The organism is Pelistega indica (assembly GCF_000506865.1).
In the GTDB taxonomy this organism is placed as follows: domain Bacteria; phylum Pseudomonadota; class Gammaproteobacteria; order Burkholderiales; family Burkholderiaceae_B; genus Taylorella; species Taylorella indica.
Genome location: NZ_AYSV01000072.1, coordinates 25832 through 46145, shown reverse-complemented (window position 1 = coordinate 46145; position 20314 = coordinate 25832). Strand labels below are relative to the sequence as shown.

Annotated in this window: 14 protein-coding genes and 3 pseudogenes; 3 read left to right on the top strand and 14 right to left on the bottom strand. The window is 37.4% G+C overall.

The genetic code is table 11. The annotated features are described in order from the left end of the window. The 3 genes and pseudogenes from V757_RS20580 to V757_RS20570 all read right to left on the bottom strand — a co-directional run. The coding region (locus V757_RS20580; protein ID WP_218184491.1) for an RNA-binding domain-containing protein at window positions 1–1326 on the bottom strand (1326 nt) is incomplete at its 3' end. A gap of 207 nt (window positions 1327–1533) precedes the next feature. Then, window positions 1534–2385, bottom strand: a complete 852-nt coding sequence (locus tag V757_RS20575; protein WP_023950613.1) for an undecaprenyl-diphosphate phosphatase — start codon at window positions 2383–2385, stop codon at window positions 1534–1536. Window positions 2386–2396: 11 nt separating this feature from the next. Then, window positions 2397–3174, bottom strand: a pseudogene (locus tag V757_RS20570) (inositol monophosphatase family protein). 174 nt (window positions 3175–3348) lie between these two features. On the opposite strand from V757_RS20570, the gene V757_RS20565 reads away from it, so the two are divergent. Next, window positions 3349–4134 (top strand): RNA methyltransferase, encoded by a 786-nt coding sequence (locus V757_RS20565; protein WP_147628855.1) that lies wholly within the window; start codon window positions 3349–3351, stop codon window positions 4132–4134. Between the two features lie 184 nt (window positions 4135–4318). Here V757_RS20565 and V757_RS20560 read toward each other — a convergent pair whose 3' ends face one another. Further along, the gene (locus tag V757_RS20560) at window positions 4319–5149 is read right to left on the bottom strand and encodes a mechanosensitive ion channel family protein (protein ID WP_023950609.1); all 831 of its coding nucleotides are present in this window, start codon (window positions 5147–5149) and stop codon (window positions 4319–4321) included. A 170-nt stretch (window positions 5150–5319) separates the two neighbouring features. On the opposite strand from V757_RS20560, the pseudogene mutS reads away from it, so the two are divergent. Then, a pseudogene (mutS, locus tag V757_RS20555) lies at window positions 5320–7969 on the top strand (DNA mismatch repair protein MutS). A 12-nt stretch (window positions 7970–7981) separates the two neighbouring features. Continuing rightward, window positions 7982–9157, top strand: a complete 1176-nt coding sequence (locus tag V757_RS20550) for a JmjC domain-containing protein (protein WP_390621559.1) — start codon at window positions 7982–7984, stop codon at window positions 9155–9157. A 132-nt stretch (window positions 9158–9289) separates the two neighbouring features. Here the strand turns inward: V757_RS20550 and bamC are convergent, their stop codons facing one another. The 10 genes and pseudogenes from bamC to kdpF all read right to left on the bottom strand — a co-directional run bounded on the left by bamC (window position 9290) and on the right by kdpF (window position 20223). Beyond that, window positions 9290–10408 carry an outer membrane protein assembly factor BamC gene (bamC, locus tag V757_RS20545; RefSeq protein WP_023950605.1) on the bottom strand — a complete coding sequence of 373 codons (1119 nt, stop codon included), beginning with the start codon at window positions 10406–10408 and terminating at the stop codon, window positions 9290–9292. A 20-nt stretch (window positions 10409–10428) separates the two neighbouring features. Beyond that, the gene (dapA, locus tag V757_RS20540; protein WP_023950603.1) at window positions 10429–11334 is read right to left on the bottom strand and encodes a 4-hydroxy-tetrahydrodipicolinate synthase; all 906 of its coding nucleotides are present in this window, start codon (window positions 11332–11334) and stop codon (window positions 10429–10431) included. A 125-nt stretch (window positions 11335–11459) separates the two neighbouring features. Beyond that, window positions 11460–12092: an L-threonylcarbamoyladenylate synthase gene (locus V757_RS20535; protein ID WP_023950601.1), complete on the bottom strand. Its 633-nt coding sequence runs from the start codon at window positions 12090–12092 to the stop codon at window positions 11460–11462. Between the two features lie 83 nt (window positions 12093–12175). Continuing rightward, a complete protein-coding gene (locus V757_RS20530) occupies window positions 12176–12853 on the bottom strand; it encodes a response regulator (RefSeq protein WP_023950599.1) in 678 nt (225 codons plus the stop codon). A 77-nt stretch (window positions 12854–12930) separates the two neighbouring features. Further along, on the bottom strand, window positions 12931–14673 hold the full coding sequence (locus V757_RS20525) for a DUF4118 domain-containing protein (RefSeq protein WP_052019294.1): 1743 nt from the start codon (window positions 14671–14673) through the stop codon (window positions 12931–12933). Between the two features lie 25 nt (window positions 14674–14698). Further along, the gene (locus V757_RS28905) at window positions 14699–15592 is read right to left on the bottom strand and encodes a histidine kinase (RefSeq protein WP_052019292.1); all 894 of its coding nucleotides are present in this window, start codon (window positions 15590–15592) and stop codon (window positions 14699–14701) included. An 18-nt stretch (window positions 15593–15610) separates the two neighbouring features. Next, the gene (kdpC, locus tag V757_RS20520) at window positions 15611–16102 is read right to left on the bottom strand and encodes a potassium-transporting ATPase subunit KdpC (protein ID WP_315970374.1); all 492 of its coding nucleotides are present in this window, start codon (window positions 16100–16102) and stop codon (window positions 15611–15613) included. Between the two features lie 168 nt (window positions 16103–16270). Beyond that, window positions 16271–18318 (bottom strand): annotated as a pseudogene (gene kdpB, locus V757_RS20515) (potassium-transporting ATPase subunit KdpB). Window positions 18319–18433: 115 nt separating this feature from the next. Beyond that, window positions 18434–20143, bottom strand: coding sequence for a potassium-transporting ATPase subunit KdpA (gene kdpA, locus V757_RS20510; RefSeq protein ID WP_023950597.1), 1710 nt, complete (start codon window positions 20141–20143; stop codon window positions 18434–18436). Next, window positions 20143–20223 (bottom strand): K(+)-transporting ATPase subunit F, encoded by an 81-nt coding sequence (gene kdpF, locus V757_RS29945; protein ID WP_071058186.1) that lies wholly within the window; start codon window positions 20221–20223, stop codon window positions 20143–20145. Before kdpF ends, kdpA begins: the two co-directional genes overlap by 1 nt. Window positions 20224–20314 lie beyond the last annotated feature (91 nt).

Here is a 20314-nt window from a genome sequence, read left to right as displayed (position 1 = left end):
ATCTTGGGGGGTATCTTGAATACTCCTCTCATCATTATCCAAAAAATCAGCATGAATTGGTAAATGAATTAGAAAATAGCTACGTTCATCATCAGTTTCAAAAATAGGTTCCGGAGAACCATTTTCCATCATTACTCGTAAAATTTTCGGAATACCTGTCGACCGACCTTCTGTTAAATCCAATTCTTTCAAAAACTCACCTATCCGACGGTTTCGATATCGGCGACTCACTGCTTTACCTAGTTGTAGTTTATCTAAGCTAATAGACCTATCAGGACCAGGGTAACTCAAAATACTTATTCCTGTCCGTTCTATTCTTACTTCTATCGGTTCACGAATTTCATAGGAACGATGATAAACGGCATTTACCAATGCCTCTTCGATCGCCTCAAATGGGAAGTTGAAAAATCGTTTAGATTCTGCCTGATCTGGTAATTTATGAATTCTTTCTTTCAGATATAGATTTTTGATAAATATTAAAGCATCCTGAACAATACGTCCAACAGGACCTTTAAATACTTTTTCATCAATCTGATTGCCACCAGTACCATCAGGAAAATACACCACTTCGATTTGACTATAGGGAAAAAAGCGTTCTGGCGTACTATTAAAAAACATCAGACCTACATTTTTAGGAAACAATGTTTCAGCTGTACCACCAATGATATTCATCCGTTGTCCTAATTCTATTACTGATAAAGATTTCGCTTCTTTAGCTAAATCACTTTTTATTTCTGTTAAAAACTCACGAATTAAGTGTGGCTCTAAATCATCAAGACTAGAGGCAATCTGCAATCTATCATCAAATGGAACTGAATTGGCAAGACTGATTAATTCTTGCTCATCAGCTCCAGTAGCTACCACTGTACTTGTATGCTTACGAATATAGTAAGCCCAACCTTTATTTTCTTTACCCAAGCTTTTTTTTGCTTTATATGGACGAACTTCACCACCTACAACCCAAAGTACCAGAATTAGTTTACCTTGAATATTATAAGTAGCTGTTAATGTATTGAAACTCGGCTGAATTGCATTTTTTTCTAAACTCACCAATTCTTTTTGAATAACATCAATCTGTTCGGACCGCAATCCAACTGGTGGAAGTTGAGGAATACCATCTTTTTCTTTTACCCCAATTACAATATACCCACCACCTAAATTATAAAAATCATTAGCAAAAGCACAAATTGTATGTAAAATACTTTCAGGATTCCAACCCTCTTTATACTCAATACGCTCACTTTCAATACTATGGTTAGCTAATAAATCATTAATATTAATGGGTAATTGATGCATACAAGTTCCTGTTAATTTTCCATCAATCATACATAGTTTTCAGTATTGATGGGATAGCCGTAGCAACTAGATATTACTCTATTGATAAAGTAATAGTTAATATATCATTTCTTAGATAAATTCGTTTAAATAGAGATAGATATAAATATCCATACCAGTTCATATTGCAGACTAAAAAAAACCTCTTGCCACTACAAGAGGTTTAATCTTTAAATTTATACTTATATCAGTTCAAATTTAAACCAGATTATAAGCCCATATCCCGACAATCAAACCAAAAATAATTCGATACCAGCCAAATGGTTTATATGAATACTTTGCCACAAAGCTTAATAACGCTTTTACCACTAGCAAAGCACTCAAGAATGCCATTACAAAACCAATCACAACGGCTAATAAATTACTCTCAGATAAATAAGAGCCATATTTGTAAAGACTCAATACCGTTGCAGCAATCATTGTCGGCATAGCTAAGAAGAAAGAAAATTCTGTCGCTGTTTTACGGTGAATACCTGCTAACATGCCAGCAATAATTGTTGATCCTGAACGTGATGTCCCCGGTATCATCGCTAAACATTGTGCAAAACCGACAACAAGCGCCTGTTTCACAGAAATATCTTCAATACGTTGTGTTTTATGACTTAAATCATCATCTGTTAGATGGGTATGCTTCGCCATTTCAGGGCGACTTTCTACCCATAACATAATGAGACCACCCACTACTAATGTAATGGCATAAACCATAAACTGACCATCTAATAATTGCTTGATATATTTAATCAGTAAAAGACCTATAATTGCCGCAGGTAAAAAAGCCAATAATAAATTACGGACAAAAAATAAATCACTACGGTTACGTTTAATCGTCCCTACACATACGTCACTAATTTTTTGGCGATAAATCCACATTACCGCTAAAATCGACCCCAATTGGATTACTATTTCATAGACCTTATCTTGACCTGCATCAAAGCCTATCCAGTCACCAACAATCAATAAATGGGCTGTACTTGAAATTGGTAAAAACTCAGTAACACCCTCTACAATACCTAAAAAAGCGGCTTTTAGTAAAAATAAAAAATCAAGCATTTTATATCCAATTAACCGTTAATGGCACTAACTAGATGGGGGAATAATTTGGGGGAGCCTGCAAGAACATTGCCTGTTCTCATCCAACCTTGCTCACCGTCAAAGTCACCAATTAATCCACCTGCTTCTAATACGAGTAGACTACCGGCAGCGACATCCCACGCTTGAAGATTGGCACCACAATAGCCGTCTAGACGACCACTTGCCACATAAGCTAATTCTAATACTGTTGAGCCTAAGCGACGATAAGCATTTACTTTTTTCAATTAAGTGATAAAAACGTGCTTTATCCTCGTCTGAAGAATTATAAGGTAAGCGCCCAGCAATTAATGCATCCTCTAATCGCGTACGATGACTAACACGGATACGACGATCATTTAAAAAAGCCCCTACACCACGAGAAGCTGTAAAAATCTCATTACGGTTAGGATCATAGACTAAACCATGCATAATCTTGCCTCGTTCGGCAACAGCAATAGAAATAGCATAGTCAGGCAGACCATGGATAAAGTTCTTAGTACCATCTAATGGATCAATAATCCATTGAAACTCAGGCTCACTCTTAGTACCCTTGGTAAGACCTGTTTCTTCACCTAAAATTGAATGTTCTGGATAGGCTTCGTGAATAATTTCGATGATGGCATTCTCTGATGCTCGATCAATATCTGTGACAAAGTCATGAGCCCCTTTGCGTGCCACTTGTACTTTTTCTAATTCAAGACTAGCACGATTAATAATATTACCCGCACGACGGGCAGCCTTGGTGGCAATCGTTAGAAACTGATGCATTTTTTTACTATGTTAAAGAGATTAAAGATAGTGCCAATAATACTGTGTCAAGGAATCAATCGTGAATCGAAGAGTCAAAGAATTATGGCTAAATAAGATAAACCATTATTTTAAAGGAGTATGTTCTTATATACTAGTGAAATTAATATTTTTTACTTATTTTTAAGGGTTATTATGCAAGACTATTTTAATCGTACTCGTTTTATTATGGTGGGAACTAGTCATCCAGGTAATGTTGGATCTGCTGCCCGTGCTATTAAAACGATGGGATTTAAAGAACTTGTGTTAGCAGCACCTCAATATCCAGATTTGCATAAACATCCTGATGCTATTGCCCTTGCTAGTGGTGCTGTCGATATTTTAGACACAGCCATTATTTGTAACACCTTAGAGCAAGCTTTAGCTCCTATTACTCTTGCTTTTGGCCTAACCGCACGTTCACGTGATATGGGACCGCCCGTTGTTGATATTCGACAAGCCGCCATTGAAAGTACCCACCACCTTAGTGACAATAGCAATACTCAAATTGCGATTATTCTAGGACCAGAAAGGATTGGGTTAGATAATCAACAGATAAGTCTTTGTCATCGTATCTGTCATATCCCCGCTAATCCAGCCTATAATTCTCTCAATGTTGCCCAGGCATTGCAATTAGCCGCATGGGAATTACGCTATGCTTATTCAAGCCAAGTAAAAGAGTCTACCACTCATGACCATCATCCACTTCTCGCCTCCCATGCAAAAGTAGAAGCATTAATTCAACATTGGCAAGAAGCTCTCGAACATATTGGTTTTCTCAATCCTGCTCATCCCAAAAAGCTGATGCCTCGTATGCGTCACTGGTTCAATCGTAGCCAACTGACTCAAGAAGAAACCGATATGATGCGCGGGGTATGCACACAAATTTTAAAACTACCTTCATCCTTTTCTAATCATCAAGAAAGCGATAACAATAAATAGCTCTATACACAATTAAATCTAGTTAGTTCACTAGTAAATTTTTTCAATCTAAAATATTTTTTGTTGCATAAGCTAAAACCTATTATCACCCCTAAAAAACAACTTAGCAAAAAGCTAAAATACCCTTTAGATGAAACACCTAAAGGGTATTAAGCCTTAATAGTAAATCAAATACACAATTTAATTACACTGTAGCATCCACCGTATTTTTACTAATTCTAGCTGGTACGGGTAATTGGAAATGCTGTTCTTCAAGTGCGATACGTACTTTTTTCATTAACGCTGCATTTACTGTCCAATATACATTAGCTGGCGTCCATAAACGTATAGTGATAACGACGACTGATTCACGATACTCGCTAACATAAATATCTGGTATAGGTTCATCTAGAATAAAATCTTGTTTATCCACTACCTCTTGTAACACTTGAATAGCTTTATTTAAATCATCACCATAACTCACTGTGACCAATATATCCATACGACGATTTTTATTCCGACTATAATTTGTGATAGTACTCCCCCATACAACACTATTAGGGATAGTCACTTGAATACCGTCATACTTGATAATTCGGGTCAAAAATAGACTAATTTCAGATACTACGCCTGAAACATTCGCACTAATAATATCTACACTCTCACCTGTTCTAATGGGTCTTAGCATAATTAACATAATACCTGCCGCAATATTTTGTAGAGTTCCTTGGAGAGCTAAACCAATCGCTAAACCTGCTGCACCTAAAGCCGCAATAAAAGAAGTTGTTTTAATGCCAAACTGAGTGAGTACACCCATAACAACAATAATGCGGATTGTCCAGAGAACAATGGCTTGTATCATAGGAACTGCCGTGTTATCAATAACACTGGACTTCATCGCCATTCGACGGATACCCCTAGCTACCCATTTAGAGATAAACCAACCAATGATAAAAATAATTATTGCTGAAAAGAAATTAAGCACAAAGTCTTCTACTAAAGGAGAATATCTCTCCCACATTTTCACCCAATCCATCAAGATAACCTTTTAAATTTTATGATTCCTATTATTGTAGTTTGTTTTTCTTTTTTTACTATTTCTAATCAATTCTAGTCCACATGAAATAATACTATTCATTACTGTTTTAACTATTGTGCATGTTAAAATTACCACAATGATTAATAGCAAAAACACGATATAACAGCATGTCTGATCAAACTACAGAACAAAATCCTTTTTCAGGGCATACCCCTATGATGCAACAATACTTACGCCTTAAAGCTGAGGTTGGCAACGTATTGTTATTCTATCGTATGGGTGACTTTTATGAAATGTTCTATGATGATGCGATTGATACAGCACGTTTGCTCAATCTAACATTAACCAAACGTGGACAATCTAATGGAGAGCCTATTCCTATGGCAGGTGTACCGGCTCATGCCATGGAACAATATTTAGCCCGTTTAGTCGCTATGGGGAAATCTGTTGCTATTGGTGAGCAAATAGGTGACCCAGCAACAAGCAAAGGACCTGTAGAGCGTAAAATTGTTCGTATTGTGACTCCAGGTACATTAACGGATGAAAATCTTCTTCCCTCTCGTTCCGACAAAACACTTCTCTCTGTATTTAAGCCACATAAAGGTAAACAACCTAAATTTGGTCTTGCATGGTTAAATCTAGCCAGTGGTGAATTTAAAATTTGCGAAACAGATGATGAAAATATTGAATCTGAAATCTTTAGAATTGCTCCTGCTGAAATTATCACGGCTGATTCTTTCAAATTTGAAACAACCTACTCAGCCGCAATGAGCAAAACAGCTGATTGGCATTTTGACTTAAAAGAAGCTACTCATCAGCTCACTCAATTTTTTCAGATTTCCTCATTAAGCTCTTTTGGAATTGAAGAGTTTACTAGTGCAATTTGTGCTGCTGGTGCATTATTACGTTATGTACAACGTACACAAAACCAATCACTCAGCCATATCCATAGTATTACTCAAGAACATAGCTCAGACTATATAATTCTTGATCCTGTTAGTACGCAAAAATCTTGAGCTCACAGAGACATTAAGCGGTGAAACTTCGCCTACGCTTTTTTCTCTATTGGATCATTGCCAAACTCCTATGGGTAGTCGTTTGCTTCGACATTGGTTACATCTCCCTTTGAGAGACAACTTAGTACGTGTTGAAGAAAGATTAAATTTTATTGAACACTTTTTAAGCCCTCGTACCTTAGAATTGCATCCTGACCAAGTATTGCAAACCATACGAGATAAATTAGCTATTTTTCCCGATATTGAGCGTATTAGTACACGTATTGCATTACTTTCTGTCAGACCTCGTGAATTAGCAAGCCTACGCGAAGCGCTTGCTAGCTTACCTGAATTAGCTGAGTTTCTAGTTCACTATATAAACTTAGACACAGAGACTGAATTAATTAACCCTTTATTGACACCAGCCCCTCTATATCCATTACTAGCTAAAAGCTTAGAACAAGAGCCTTCAGTGATGGTACGCGATGGTGGTGTGATTGCCAACGGGTTTGATATGGAGTTAGATGAGCTCAGACTATTAGCGAGTGATAGCGGCGCATTTCTCCTTGAATTAGAAGCACGTGAAAAAGAAAGTACAGGCATTCCCAATCTCCGTGTAGAATACAATCGCGTACATGGCTTTTTTATTGAGGTCACCAAATCGCACATAGATAAAGTCCCTGAACATTATCGTCGTAGACAAACACTTAAGAATGCTGAACGCTATATCACACCAGAATTAAAGTCATGGGAGGATAAAGTTCTTTCCGCAAAAGATCGCGCCTTAAGTAGAGAAAAATTTTTATTTGATCAATTATTACAATCCCTTCAACAATGGGTAACACCATTACAACAATTAGCTAAAACGCTAGCCTTAATTGATGTATATACAAGCTTAGCTCACCACGCTCGTGAATATGAATGGGTGCGCCCTGCTCTCACTGATCATCCTACTATTCATATTGAAAGTGGTCGTCACCCTGTCGTAGAACGTACTATAGAGCGCTTTACACCTAATGATTGCCATATGGATCCGCAGACCCGAATGTTATTAATTACGGGACCAAACATGGGGGGTAAATCAACCTATATGCGTCAAGTAGCGCTGATTGCTTTATTAGCCAGAATGGGAAGTTTTGTCCCTGCCACCTCAGCCTCCATAGGGACTATTGATCGTATTTTTACCCGTATTGGTGCAGCTGATGACCTAGCTGGTGGGCGATCTACCTTTATGATGGAAATGATTGAAGCTTCTGCTATTTTAGCTAATAGTACAGCACATAGTCTTGTTTTAATGGACGAAATTGGTCGTGGTACATCAACCTATGACGGTCTCTCTTTGGCATGGGCAATTGCATGTCGCTTATTAACCCATAATAAAGCACTTACTTTATTTGCTACGCATTACTTTGAAATCACTCAACTACCTGAGCAACTAGACGGTGTAAAAAACGTTCATCTTGCAGCTACTGAAACTTCTACGGGTATTGCTTTTTTACATGAGGTTCAAGCCGGCCCCGCTAGTCGTAGCTATGGTATTCAAGTCGCACAAAAGGCAGGTCTTCCTGCTGCAGTCATCAAACAAGCTAAAAAAGAACTTGAACGATTAGAGGCTAATACCGATCATACACCCACACCGCAGCTAGACTTATTTGTTCAAGCCCAGATTCAAGATGAGGAACAAAATGATAATTTTATGGAATTACAAGCCTTGCGCCAATTCATTAATGAATTAGACCCTGATAATATGAGTCCTCGAGAGGCACTCAATGCTTTATACAAACTTCGCAATCTTTTTGGAGACGACGAAGGTCGTCAATAAGCTATGACAATGATTAATTTAACGGAAAATACAGATTTATTAGGTGGCATTAGTCCAGAGAAATTTATGCAAGAATACTGGCAACGCAAACCAGTACTAATACGTCAAGCATTTAAAAATTTCTCTCTTCCGATCAGCATACCCAATTTAAAAAAACTCGCCAAGCAAGAGAATGTCGAGTCTCGTCTAGTATCCAATTTTAATGGTGAATGGAAGCTAAAAAAAGGACCTATTTCACGATTACCGAAAATGAGTGAAAATGACTGGACACTATTAGTTCAAAGTGTTGACTTACATGATGATAATGTGGCTAATCTAGCTCAATTGTTTCGCTTTGTCCCTGATGCACGTTTTGACGATGTGATGATTAGTCTTGCTTCTAAGGGTGGTGGTGTAGGTCCTCATTTTGACACTTATGATGTATTTCTACTTCAAGGTCATGGACAACGTCGCTGGAGAATCAGCCAACAAAAAGATCAAACGCTTATTCCAAACTTACCTTGCCGTATTCTTGAAAATTTCCAAGTAGAAGAAGAATGGGTACTAGAGCCAGGAGATATGCTCTATTTGCCACCACAATGTGCTCATGACGGTATTGCTGAGACAGAAGACTGTGTGACAATTTCTTTTGGATTCAGAACACTATCGTTTGCTAATATGGTCCGCGGCATTTTTGAAGCCGCTGCCGATCAAGTCAGTGTTAACTCTGGCTTAGGAAGTGGTGTCTATTCCGAACCAGCGATAAAAGGTTTTAAGGTTTCTGGCTACTATCACGACAAGGGTGCTAAAGCGAGCAGTCACCCTGCTGCATTACCTGAAAAAATGATTACAGATGCCCTAAAAGCAGCTGAAAAAATTAAATTCACTGAAGATCTAGCTGTACGTTTTCTTGGCTGTTGGCTAACAGAGCCCAATCAATTAAGTGTATTTGATTTTGCTGAAGAGGAAATAAATATTGAGGACTTACCAGCATCGACCTTAATTAAAACCGATAGAAAAACTCGCATCATTTATCGTGATAAACAATTGTTTATCAATGGGGAAGCTGTCACTATCAAATTAAATAAACTATTAAAACAGTTAGCGGATAATCGTTATATTACGGCTGGTGAAGCTTGTCTATCAGATATGGAAACCTTTGAATTGTTACATCGCTGGATTGATGATGGTTGGCTAGTATTGGCTTAATTTGAATAATAATTGGCTAATTAGCTTACTCTAATACAATCTAATTAAAACCCCGTAAGTAAATTCACTTACGGGGTTTTATATTCGATAAGCAGTATTCAATCGGAATGACTTTATACTTAACTCATTAAATTAAAGTTTTTCTCGTAATACGGAAAGGATTCGACGTGCCGTTTCAGATTGATCAACAGCTCCTTGTGCATTACGCACACTGATAACTGACTGAGCTCCTTCCCCAGTAACATTAATTGTATATGGAACAGCAATCTTATTACCCTTGTCACCAAACAAGCGCGAAATAATATTTGATGACTTACGTTTTTCGCCTGTATCCGTATCTAGATAACGAACAATATAATCCCCTTTACTTGCATCTGAACTATCAATGGTAAAACCAGCACTTGAAAGGGCTTGACCAACTTGGCGATAAGCGCTTTCTTGATTCGCATTCATCCCTAAAGCAACATTATTTCCTACAAAGTCTGCTTTATACGCCTTCTGTGATGCTGTCGAATTAGTTGCTTTCACGGCTTCACGAGCTTTCTCTTTGGGAGCCCCCATAAATGCCATTAAACGAGATAACATAATTGCATTTAACTCTTGCTGCTCTTCTGCTGGTAACCATTTAAATGATGTACCATCTCTATCCATAGATGTTTCTACCATACGCTCATGGCTAATGAAAACTTCTGTTTTGCCATTAACTCTTTCTAGGCGAGTAGTAAAACGCTCGCGCTCACCACTATCAGCCACCATATCAATAATAGAGCCTAAAGCACGACGTAAGAGTCCTCCTGGAATTTTGGCACGGTTCTCAGCCCAATCAGTTTCAACAATACCTGCTGCTGGATTGTCTCTGTTGATAGTAAACCCCTCATTGCCCCAGAAAGCAATGACATCTCGATAGACAACATTGGGATCACGATTAACTTGTAGCCATCGTTTATCACCTTCTCGTAGCACTTGCATCTCACCGTCAGTCGGTAAAACACCACCATTAGCACGTTGTTTTTGAGATTTAGCTAAAGCTTGATTATAAGCTGCTGCTGATGCAGCCCCATCATGTGTTGAATATTGTGGGTTAATCTGTGCAGATGATAAATCTGGCGGCAATGTTAATGGATCACCTCTTACTGTACTTTTATAATCGACTTGTTCTGACTCCATTAAATCATCAATCGTACTACATGCTGATAAAGAAAAACCGACTAATAAAACTGAAGCAATACGTTTCATGGTCATCATACGCATTTATTTATAACCCTTTTTAATTATTGAATCAAACCGGCTTGTTTCAATGCCTGTTCAACTAAAACTCTATTACCTTCTGACATATGAGATAAAGGTAAACGATAACCTAATTGAGATAAACCCATTCGTGCTACAGCATATTTCACTGGAATAGGATTAGCTTCAACAAATAATAAACGATTCAAGGTGGCTAAACGTCCATTTAATTCTCTAACTTTTGCCAAATCTCCTTGAGCTGCTGCTACACATAAATCATGCATCGCTCTTGGTGCAACATTAGCCGTCACCGAAATATTGGCACTACCACCAAGCAAAATTAATGCAGCGGCCGTTGGATCATCACCAGAATATACTTGAAAATGATCTGGCTTATCACGAAGAAGCTCACCTAGACGAGAAATATCACCACTAGCCTCTTTAATCCCCATAATGCCCGGGATTTGTGCAAGACGAATAATCGTCTCATTAGTCATATTAACCGATGTACGACCAGGAACATTATAAAGAATGATAGGTAACGATGTATTTTCGGCAATCGTTTTAAAATGCAAATACATCCCCTCTTGCGTAGGTTTATTATAGTAAGGAACTACTGATAAACCCGCTTGAGCACCTGCTTTTTCAGCATGTTGTGTTAAATAAATGGCTTCTTTTGTAGAATTACCACCAACACCAGCGATGATTGGAATACGACCATTAGCATGAGTCACAGCGACACGAATAAGTTCACCATGTTCCTCAAAATCAACGGTGGGTGACTCACCAGAAGTACCTACCACTACTAAAGCATCTGAACCCTCTTGCACATGCCAATCAATTAATTTTTTGTAAGCCTCAAAATCGATCTCACCATTTTCTAGCATCGGTGTGATTAACGCAGGAATACTGCCTTTAAACTGAGGATAGTCAAAAGCATTTGCTACCATAACTCTAGTCCTAAAATAATAGCCAAAATATAATTATGTTCTAGTTTAAATGAAAATGACCGTTAGCAATAGCAATAAAATGAAAAAAACAAAAGAAAACAGTCAATTTATTGATTCTTCATGTTTCAATCACTAAAGATACCTAATTTTTCGGGATCACCCATACCTAGACGAAGTACCTCTGGCACCTCACCAGTTAAATCAATCACCGTCGTTGGTTGAGCAGAAACAGCACCCGAAACGATTACACCATCTAACTGCCCTTTATAAAGATCAATAAAATCTTCATGATCGGTAAATGGATGTTCTTCATCTTTAGCAATAAACGTAGTTGATAATAAAGGCTCTCCCACCTCTTCAATCAATGCAAGTAAGACTGCATGCTGTGGTACCCTGATACCAATTGTCTTACGTGAAGGATGAGACACACGACGAGGAACCTCTTTACTTGCTTGAAGAATAAATGTCCACGGCCCCGGAGTCGCCAATTTAAGCAATCGATATTGCTGATTGTCTACTTTAGCAAAATGGGCAATTTCTGCTAAATCTCTACATAACAATGTCAATAAATGCTTATCATCCAGCCCCCTAATATGACGCAATTTTTTCGCTGCATCACTATCATCTAAGCGAGCCACTATTGCATAGCTAGAATCTGTTGGGACAGCTACTACTCCACCCTCTTTAATAATAGTCGCTGCTTGATAAATAAAGCGTTGCTGAGGATTGTCTGGGTGAATATCAAATAAAACAGTCATAGTGTCAAAATCAGTAGAATTTTTGAATTTAAATAAACATAATTACTAAAAACTTCTTTATAGTCTAGAAGTTTTTAACAGTATTACATTCTTAATCGATAACCCACGCCAATCTCAGTCAGTAAATAGTTAGGGCGTGACGGTTCATCCTCTAGTTTTTGACGTAAATTTGACATAAAAATACGTACATAATGCTCTTGTGTTTGATGCCCCTTTCCCCATACTTCATTCAAAATTTGCTGGTAAGTCAGTACTCTTTGAGCATTACGTAATAGTACGATTAACAACTTATATTCAATGGGGGTTAAATGTACAATTTCATTATTCTTAATGACTTGACGACAACTCAAATCAACCTCTATATTGCCTATATTTATGATGGCATTATCATTTTCACCATGTTGATAGCGTCGCAATTGGGCATTAATTCTTGCGATTAATTCACCAATGCTAAATGGTTTAATCAAATAATCATCGGCTCCTTGATTTAAGGCATTGATTTTATCTTGCTCATCTACTCGAGCAGATAAAACGACAATTGGCACATTCGACCAAGTACGTACATCACGGATAATATCCACACCATCACCATCAGGTAGACCTAAATCTAAAACGATTAAATCAGGTCTACGTGATGCCGCCTCAATCAGACCTCGCTGACCATTGAGAGCCATAAATGTTTGATACCCTTCATCTTCAAGAACTTTTAGGATAAATCGAGATATATGCTGTTCATCCTCTATAACTAAAATTTTTTTCATTTAAGTATGTTTCTAATTCTTAATCATTGAAAAATAGTTAACACCTATAGAACGCTATCATAATACGCCTTTCTGCGTTATTCAACAAATAATGGTAATTCAATGGTAAAACAAGCACCATGAGGAACGATATTATGCATTGTTAATGTCCCCTCTAATCGTTTGACTAAATCACGGCTTAATGCCAAACCTAAGCCTAAGCCAGTCACTGTGCTTTCTGTATTTATTCGTGTAAATCTTTCAAAAATTTTTTCTTGCATTTGTAAAGGTACCCCCATCCCCTCATCAATAACATTAATGTGATAATGTGATTTATCAGCAATCATTGCTTCGATATAGATTGGTGAGTGTGGAGGTGAATAATTAATAGCATTATTCAATAAATTATTTAAGATTCTTGCCAGTAGTAATTCATCTGTATAGACAAACTGTAATTCCTCGGGAATCTTTACACTAACATGCCGGTTATCCAGAGCAAACTCTAATTGATGTAACAATCCTCCTATCAACTCCTCTAAACTTATCCATTGCTGATTCACAGTTACCCCCCCTGATTGCAATACAGCATAATCCAAAATATTTACAACTAATCGTTGAATTGCTCTACTTTGTTGTTGAATATCTTTTACTAGCTGATATTGTTGTTGCTGATCTGTGACCTTTAACAAGCTATCCGCTAGCGTTGTTAACACGGTTAGAGGCGTCCGAATATCGTGGGATAACGCTGATAATAAAGTACTCCTAAGCTGTTCAGACTCTGCTTTCACCACAGCCTCTTGGGCGATTTTGGCAAAAAAAATTCGCTCTAAAGCCAAAGCTATTTGGGCTACTGCCACATCCAAAAAACGCTGTTGTTCTGGTGCGTTAAAAGAAGTCAAATCTTTAGGATATAAGGCCAATACTCCCAAAACATTTCCTGATGCAATCAATGGTCTATATTGCATTTTATTTGCCGCTAGTGTATGTGTGCCAACACCCGCTTTTTGCTTATTATCATAAACCCATTGAGCTACAATCCAGTCAAATTCTAAAGAAGCTTGAGTATTATTTGCTATTTTTAAACGTCCTTGATGATTTGGGGTAATTATCAATACATTTTGAGCTAAGTATTGTAATAACCATGCTGTTGCATGACTGGCTATTTGATCGGTTTTACGTGAAGCACTTAACCCTTGCGCTAATTGGCTGATTGATTTAGCTTGTTGTTCTCGATATCTCGCTGAATGTACTTGAAAACGTAAATTTACCGCTAGATTATTAATCAATAATGATACAATAATCAAAACACTAAAAGTTAATAGGTATTGTACATCTCTCACCGAAAAAGAAAATTTTGGTTCAACAAAGAAAAAATCAAAACTTAAAACACTAATAAAAACTGCAAAAATACCTGGTAAACGGCCAAATTTCACTGATACAAATACAATTACCAACAGATATAGCATTAACACATTCGCTAAATCAAGCCAATGAGTAATGGTTGCTAAAGAAATAACAACTATACATCCTAAAAATGCCATTAAATAACCATATAAGTTATCTTTAGACCAATAATTGCTACCATTATTTGAGCTCTCAGATCTAACCTCTTGAGATATAGGCTTATCATTCTCAGCTACTTGATTAACTAAAATTAAATCAAGCTTAGCATCTTGATTGGAAAGTTGATTAACCAATGAAGATCCAAAACTCATAATTTTGGGGCGCTGTTGTCCTATAACAATTCTACTTATATTAAATTGGTGTGCATAACTAACTAGCCCCTCAGCAATAGTATTAGCATTAATAATTTGCGTTGTAGCTCCAAGCTCCTCTGCCATTCTTAAAGCGTCTAATACTTTTTTTTTATTTTTTATTTATATAATGGGGAGTTTCAACATAAACCACATGCCATTTTGAATGTAAGCTGCCTGCCAATCTATATGCATGACGTATTAATACCTCATTATTTCCAGTGCTTGTTACTCCAACAAGTAATTGATCAGTTGTATTCCATATAGGCGATATTCGAGCTCTTTTTCGATAATCTCGCATATCTGCATCCACATGTTCCGCTGTTCTTCTTAAGGCCAATTCCCTTAAAGCAATTAAATTCCCTTTACGAAAGAAATTTTTAACCGCTTTTTTTGCTTGATTCGGAAGATAAACTTTTCCACTGTGAAATCTGTTTAATAACTCATTAGCTGACAAGTCTACTAATACAACCTCATTGGCTGAATCAAAAAACCAGTCAGGTACTGTTTCTCTTACCGTGATACCAGTAATTTGATTAACTACATCATTAACACTTTCCAGGTGCTGAACATTAAGAGTAGTATAAACATTGATACCTGCATTAATGAGTTCTTCCACATCTTGCCAGCGTTTTGCATGACGTGAAGTTGGTACATTACTATGTGCCAACTCATCAACTAGTAAAATATCAGGGCGTTGTTCTAAAGCAGCGTCTAAATCAAGCTCCTTAAGATCTTGTCCACGATATTGAATGGTCTTCAGTGGCAATACTGTCAAACCCTCAAGCAAAGCTGCTGTTTCACTACGACCATGAGTTTCAACAACTCCTACTACTACCTTAAGCCCCTTTTCTTGTGCTTGATGAGCAACCATGAGCATATCATATGTTTTACCAACACCAGCTGATGAGCCAAAAAAGATTTTTAGTTTACCTTTTTGGGTTTCAATAAATTCTTGATGTATTTGATCTAGTAATTCATCAGGTGATGGACGACTATCATTCATATCAGCTCCACATTTAGCTTACTTAATCATTGCATCTAACTCTAGGTTAACTCCGAGAACATTTACCGTAGGGTCACCTAACAATCCTATTATAGGAAAAGTAGTATGGTTTTGTATAATTTGTTGCACAATGGTTTGACTCACTCCACGCTCCCTAGCAATACGACCTACTTGCCAAGCAGCTGCCTCAGGAGATATATGTGGATCAAGTCCACTTGCTGAAGCTGTCACAAGATCTAAGGGGATAGGATTATTATTATTTGGGTGACTACTTTTCAAGGCATCCACATTCTCTTGAACATTTTTGACAAGTTCAGGATTCAATGGTCCAAAATTACTACCACCAGACGATTTTGCATCATATCCACTAGCCGAAGGGCGCCCCCAAAGATACTTAGGGGAATCGAACTTTTGTCCTATCAATTCAGATCCTATTATTTTTCCATTCGAATCATAGTACAAACTAGCATTCGCTTTTTCTGGTAACAATACTTGTGAAACAACTGTCATTCCCAAAGGTAAATAAGACCTAAAATAAGACTCAATAAAAAAAACAAATAAAAAGTAGGCTTCAAAAATGAAACTTTAGTCATTACACTCTCTTTGTTAGTTACCGTAATGGCACTATTTGTACTATTAAGAATCGTTGTATTATTCATGATATAACATTCTCCAATCCTAAACTAAATGAAAAACATTTAGAAAAATATCTATAGCTTTAATACAAACAAAAGGAAGTATTACCCCCCCAAAACCATAAATTAAAAAATTAATTCTTAGTAAAGTAGCTGCTTTAGTGGCACGATACCTTACCCCTTTTAAGGCAAGAGGAATTAGACCCACTATAATCAATGCATTAAAAATAATAGCCGATAAAATAGCAGATGAAGGGCTACCTAAATCCATAATATCTAGCACTTTTAATTCTGGATATGTACTAGCAAAAGCTGCAGGAATAATAGCAAAATATTTTGCAATATCATTGGCTAGACTAAACGTCGTTAAAGCACCGCGAGTCATTAACATTTGTTTTCCAATCTGCACTATTTCAATAAGTTTAGTTGGATTTGAGTCTAAATCAACCATATTAGCTGCCTCTTTAGCTGCTTGAGTACCACTATTCATCGCTACGGCAACATCAGCTTGAGCTAAAGCGGGAGCATCATTAGTGCCATCTCCTGTCATTGCTACTAATTTGCCCTGCTCCTGATAACTACGAATGCGCGTCAATTTTTGCTCAGGAGTAGCCTCTGCCATAAAGTCATCTACTCCTGCTTCTGCAGCAATAGCAGCTGCTGTTAACACATTATCACCAGTGATCATTACCGTACTAATACCCATATTGTGCAATTCAGCAAAACGCTCTCTAATACCTGCTTTCACTGTATCCTTTAATTCAACTACACCCAATATTTTTTTTTCTATCGGCAATTACCAACGGTGTACTACCTTGACGCGCAATACTTTCAACATGAAAAGTAATAATTTCAGGGACAATCCCCCACCAAATTTGTAACCCACCGAGAGATTGAATCAAACGCCCCCTTACGGATCTTACGCTCGTCTATATCTATACCACTCATTCTAGTCTGAGCACTAAACTCTATTACAGTAAAATCTTTTGACTCAGTCACTTCATTAGTGAATTTAAATTTTTGCTGAGCCAATTTAACAATACTTCGTCCCTCTGGCGTTTCATCCATGAATGATCCTATTAATGCTGCCTCAGCTAGTTCTTTATCGCTAACATCTGGAGCAGCTATAAATTGCGATGCCTGACGATTTCCGTATGTTATTGTCCCTGTCTTATCTAATAGCAATACATCTACATCCCCCGCTGCTTCAACAGCACGACCAGAAGTAGCCACTACATTAGCTTGCATCATACGGTTCATACCCGCAACACCAATGGCTGAAAGCAAGCCTCCAATTGTGGTAGGTATTAGACAAACTAGTAAAGCCACTAGTATAACTACTGTCACAGGCACACCTGTTCCCGAAGAAAGTACAGCAAACTTAGAGAACGGTAGCAAAGTCACACACACCATCAAAAAAATAAACGTCAATGCAACTAATAAAATAGTTAATGCAATCTCATTAGGCGTTTTCCTACGTTTAGCACCATCAACTAAAGCAATCATTCGATCTAAAAAGCCCTGCCCTTTATCTTGGGTAATCTTTATTATCAAATAATCAGATAAAACTCTTGTACCTCCTGTTACGGCACTGAAGTCTCCCCCACTCTCCCGGATAACAGGAGCAGACTCTCCTGTTATCGCAGACTCATCTACAGAGGCTAGTCCTTCTATTACCTCTCCATCAGCAGGAATCATTTCTCCTGCTTCTACAATGACAATATCACCCTTTTTTAAATCGCTCGCAAGTATCTCTGTGAACGTCTCTTTGTGGACTACACTCTCCAACTTTCGTGCTTTGATATCTTGGCGTGTTTGCCTTAAGCTATCTGCCTGCGCTTTACTTCGCCCCTCAGCTAAGGCCTCTGCAAAATTAGCAAATAAAATGGTAAACCATAGCCATAAACTAATGGATAAGTTGAAATAAGAGTCTGAATTATGACCTACAGCCCACATTTGAATAGTAAGTAATGTCGTCAATATGCTACCCACATACACAACGAACATGATTGGATTGCGCCACTGTTTTTTAGGATGCAACTTAATAAATGCCTGTTTTATTGCCTCTTTGATTAACTTTGCATTAAGCATGTTTTGTTTTGTTGCATTACCATGTGTATTGAAAGTAGTAGACTCACTATCATTCTTAGTTTTAGTTAATGATTTTATTTCTGGTTTCATCATACAAAATCCTTTAAATAATTCTTTAACGGTTTATCCAGATTTGTTCAATAATTGGACCTAAGGATAAAGCTGGAATAAAAGTCAATGCCCCCATCAATAGAACAGTACCGATTAACAAAATCACAAACAGCGGAGTATTTGTAGGTAAGGTACCAAGATTGACGGTTAAGCGTTTTTTTCTTCCCAGAGAACCTGCCAATGCTAGAACAGGCAAAATAACCCCAAAACGCCCTGCTAACATTGCAAAAGCTAACATTAAATTATAGAAAGGAGTATTAGCGCCTAAGCCGGCAAAAGCCGATCCGTTATTATTAGCCGCTGAACTAAACGCATAAAGTACTTCACTAAAACCATGTGCTGATGAATTAAAAATCCCATCTTGTCCCACTTGTAAAATAACACTAAGTGCTGTACCACTTAAAATAACTAAAGGTGACACTAGGAGTCCTATAACAACCATTTTCATGTCAAATGGCTCAATTTTTTTGCCTAAATATTCTGGCGTACGCCCTATCATTAAACCTGAAACAAAGACAGCTAGAATGGCAAATAACAACATGCCATACAATCCTGATCCCACTCCACCAAATATGACTTCACCTAATTGCATTTGAAGCATCGGTACTAACCCACCTAATGGAGTAAATGAATCATGCATAGCATTAACCGCTCCACATGAAGCAGCTGTAGTCACCGTAGCAAATAAACTTGAAGATACTATCCCAAAACGAGTTTCTTTCCCCTCCATATTTCCACTAACTGATGGATCAACCAATCCATGAACTTGATGAGCAAGCCATGTATTACCTGTTGACTCACTACTTAGTGTCAATAAGTACATTCCTATAAACAACACCGTCATAGCGGCTAAAATCACTATTCCATGACGTAGATCTCCACTCATCTTGCCCAAGCAAAAAGTTAATGCCGTTGGTATCAAGAAAATAGATAACATTTCAATTAAGTTTGATAATCCCGTTGGGTTTTCAAATGGATGCGCAGAGTTGGCATTAAAAAAGCCCCCCCCGTTTGTGCCTAACATTTTTATTGCCTCTTGTGAAGCAACAGGTCCTAAAGGAATAGATTGATGATCACCCTGTACACTTAGAAAATCTAAGCTTGGTGATAATGTTTGTATAACTCCCTGACTTACTAATAACAAAGCAACTATGATAGAAATAGGAAGCAAAATATAAATATTACTGCGCCATAAATCTACCCATGCATTACCAATGCCTTGTGAACCCTTACTAATTAACCCTCTAATTAAAGCAAATGCTACAGCGATACCGGTTGCTGCTGACAAAAAATTCTGCAAAGATAAACCTAACAACTGTGTCAAATAACTCATTGAGGATTCGCCACTGTAGCCTTGCCAATTAGTATTGGTCACAAAACTTACAGCCGTATTTATTGCTGAATGCCAGGTCGGTGCCTTAAAACTTTCAGGATTTAACGGTAAGAAGCCTTGTAACATTTGTAAAGCAAATAGTGTTATTAAACCTACTCCATTAAAAAGAACAATTGCATATGCATATTGTTTCCAATTCATTTCACTAAAGGTATTCCCAGAAGAATCCTTATATAGCATTCCCAAGCGACTGAACCACTTCTGTTCGGATGTAGATAAAGGTGCTTGCATTTTCCTTACAATAAAACCTGACAATGGATAAGCCAGGGCAAAAAGTATTAATAAAAATACAATAAGCGATAATATTGAAGAGGTACTCATTAAAAATCCTCCGTATATATCAATACATAAATCAAATAGATGAACAAGCCAAATGCCATCAATCCTGCCAATAATTGCATTTCATGCTCCTAAAAACAATAAAATTGGACGAAACTTATTATTTCAAAATAAATATAAAAATGGCATCAAGATTAAAATCAAAGATATAAA

Bases quoted from the DNA above. Each gene is read 5' to 3' on its own strand.
- V757_RS20525 (WP_052019294.1), bottom strand. From the start codon at position 14,673: ATGGCAGAGGAGCTTGGAGCTACAACGCAAATTATTAATGCTAATACT.
- V757_RS28905 (WP_052019292.1), bottom strand. From the start codon at position 15,592: ATGAATGATAGTCGTCCATCACCTGATGAATTACTAGATCAAATACAT.
- kdpA (WP_023950597.1), bottom strand. From the start codon at position 20,143: ATGAGTACCTCTTCAATATTATCGCTTATTGTATTTTTATTAATACTT.
- V757_RS20575 (WP_023950613.1), bottom strand. From the start codon at position 2,385: ATGCTTGATTTTTTATTTTTACTAAAAGCCGCTTTTTTAGGTATTGTA.
- kdpC (WP_315970374.1), bottom strand. From the start codon at position 16,102: ATGACAGTTGTTTCACAAGTATTGTTACCAGAAAAAGCGAATGCTAGT.
- dapA (WP_023950603.1), bottom strand. From the start codon at position 11,334: ATGGTAGCAAATGCTTTTGACTATCCTCAGTTTAAAGGCAGTATTCCT.
- kdpF (WP_071058186.1), bottom strand. From the start codon at position 20,223: ATGCAATTATTGGCAGGATTGATGGCATTTGGCTTGTTCATCTATTTG.
- bamC (WP_023950605.1), bottom strand. From the start codon at position 10,408: ATGCGTATGATGACCATGAAACGTATTGCTTCAGTTTTATTAGTCGGT.
- V757_RS20535 (WP_023950601.1), bottom strand. From the start codon at position 12,092: ATGACTGTTTTATTTGATATTCACCCAGACAATCCTCAGCAACGCTTT.
- V757_RS20530 (WP_023950599.1), bottom strand. From the start codon at position 12,853: ATGAAAAAAATTTTAGTTATAGAGGATGAACAGCATATATCTCGATTT.
- V757_RS20560 (WP_023950609.1), bottom strand. From the start codon at position 5,149: ATGGATTGGGTGAAAATGTGGGAGAGATATTCTCCTTTAGTAGAAGAC.
- V757_RS20565 (WP_147628855.1), top strand. From the start codon at position 3,349: ATGCAAGACTATTTTAATCGTACTCGTTTTATTATGGTGGGAACTAGT.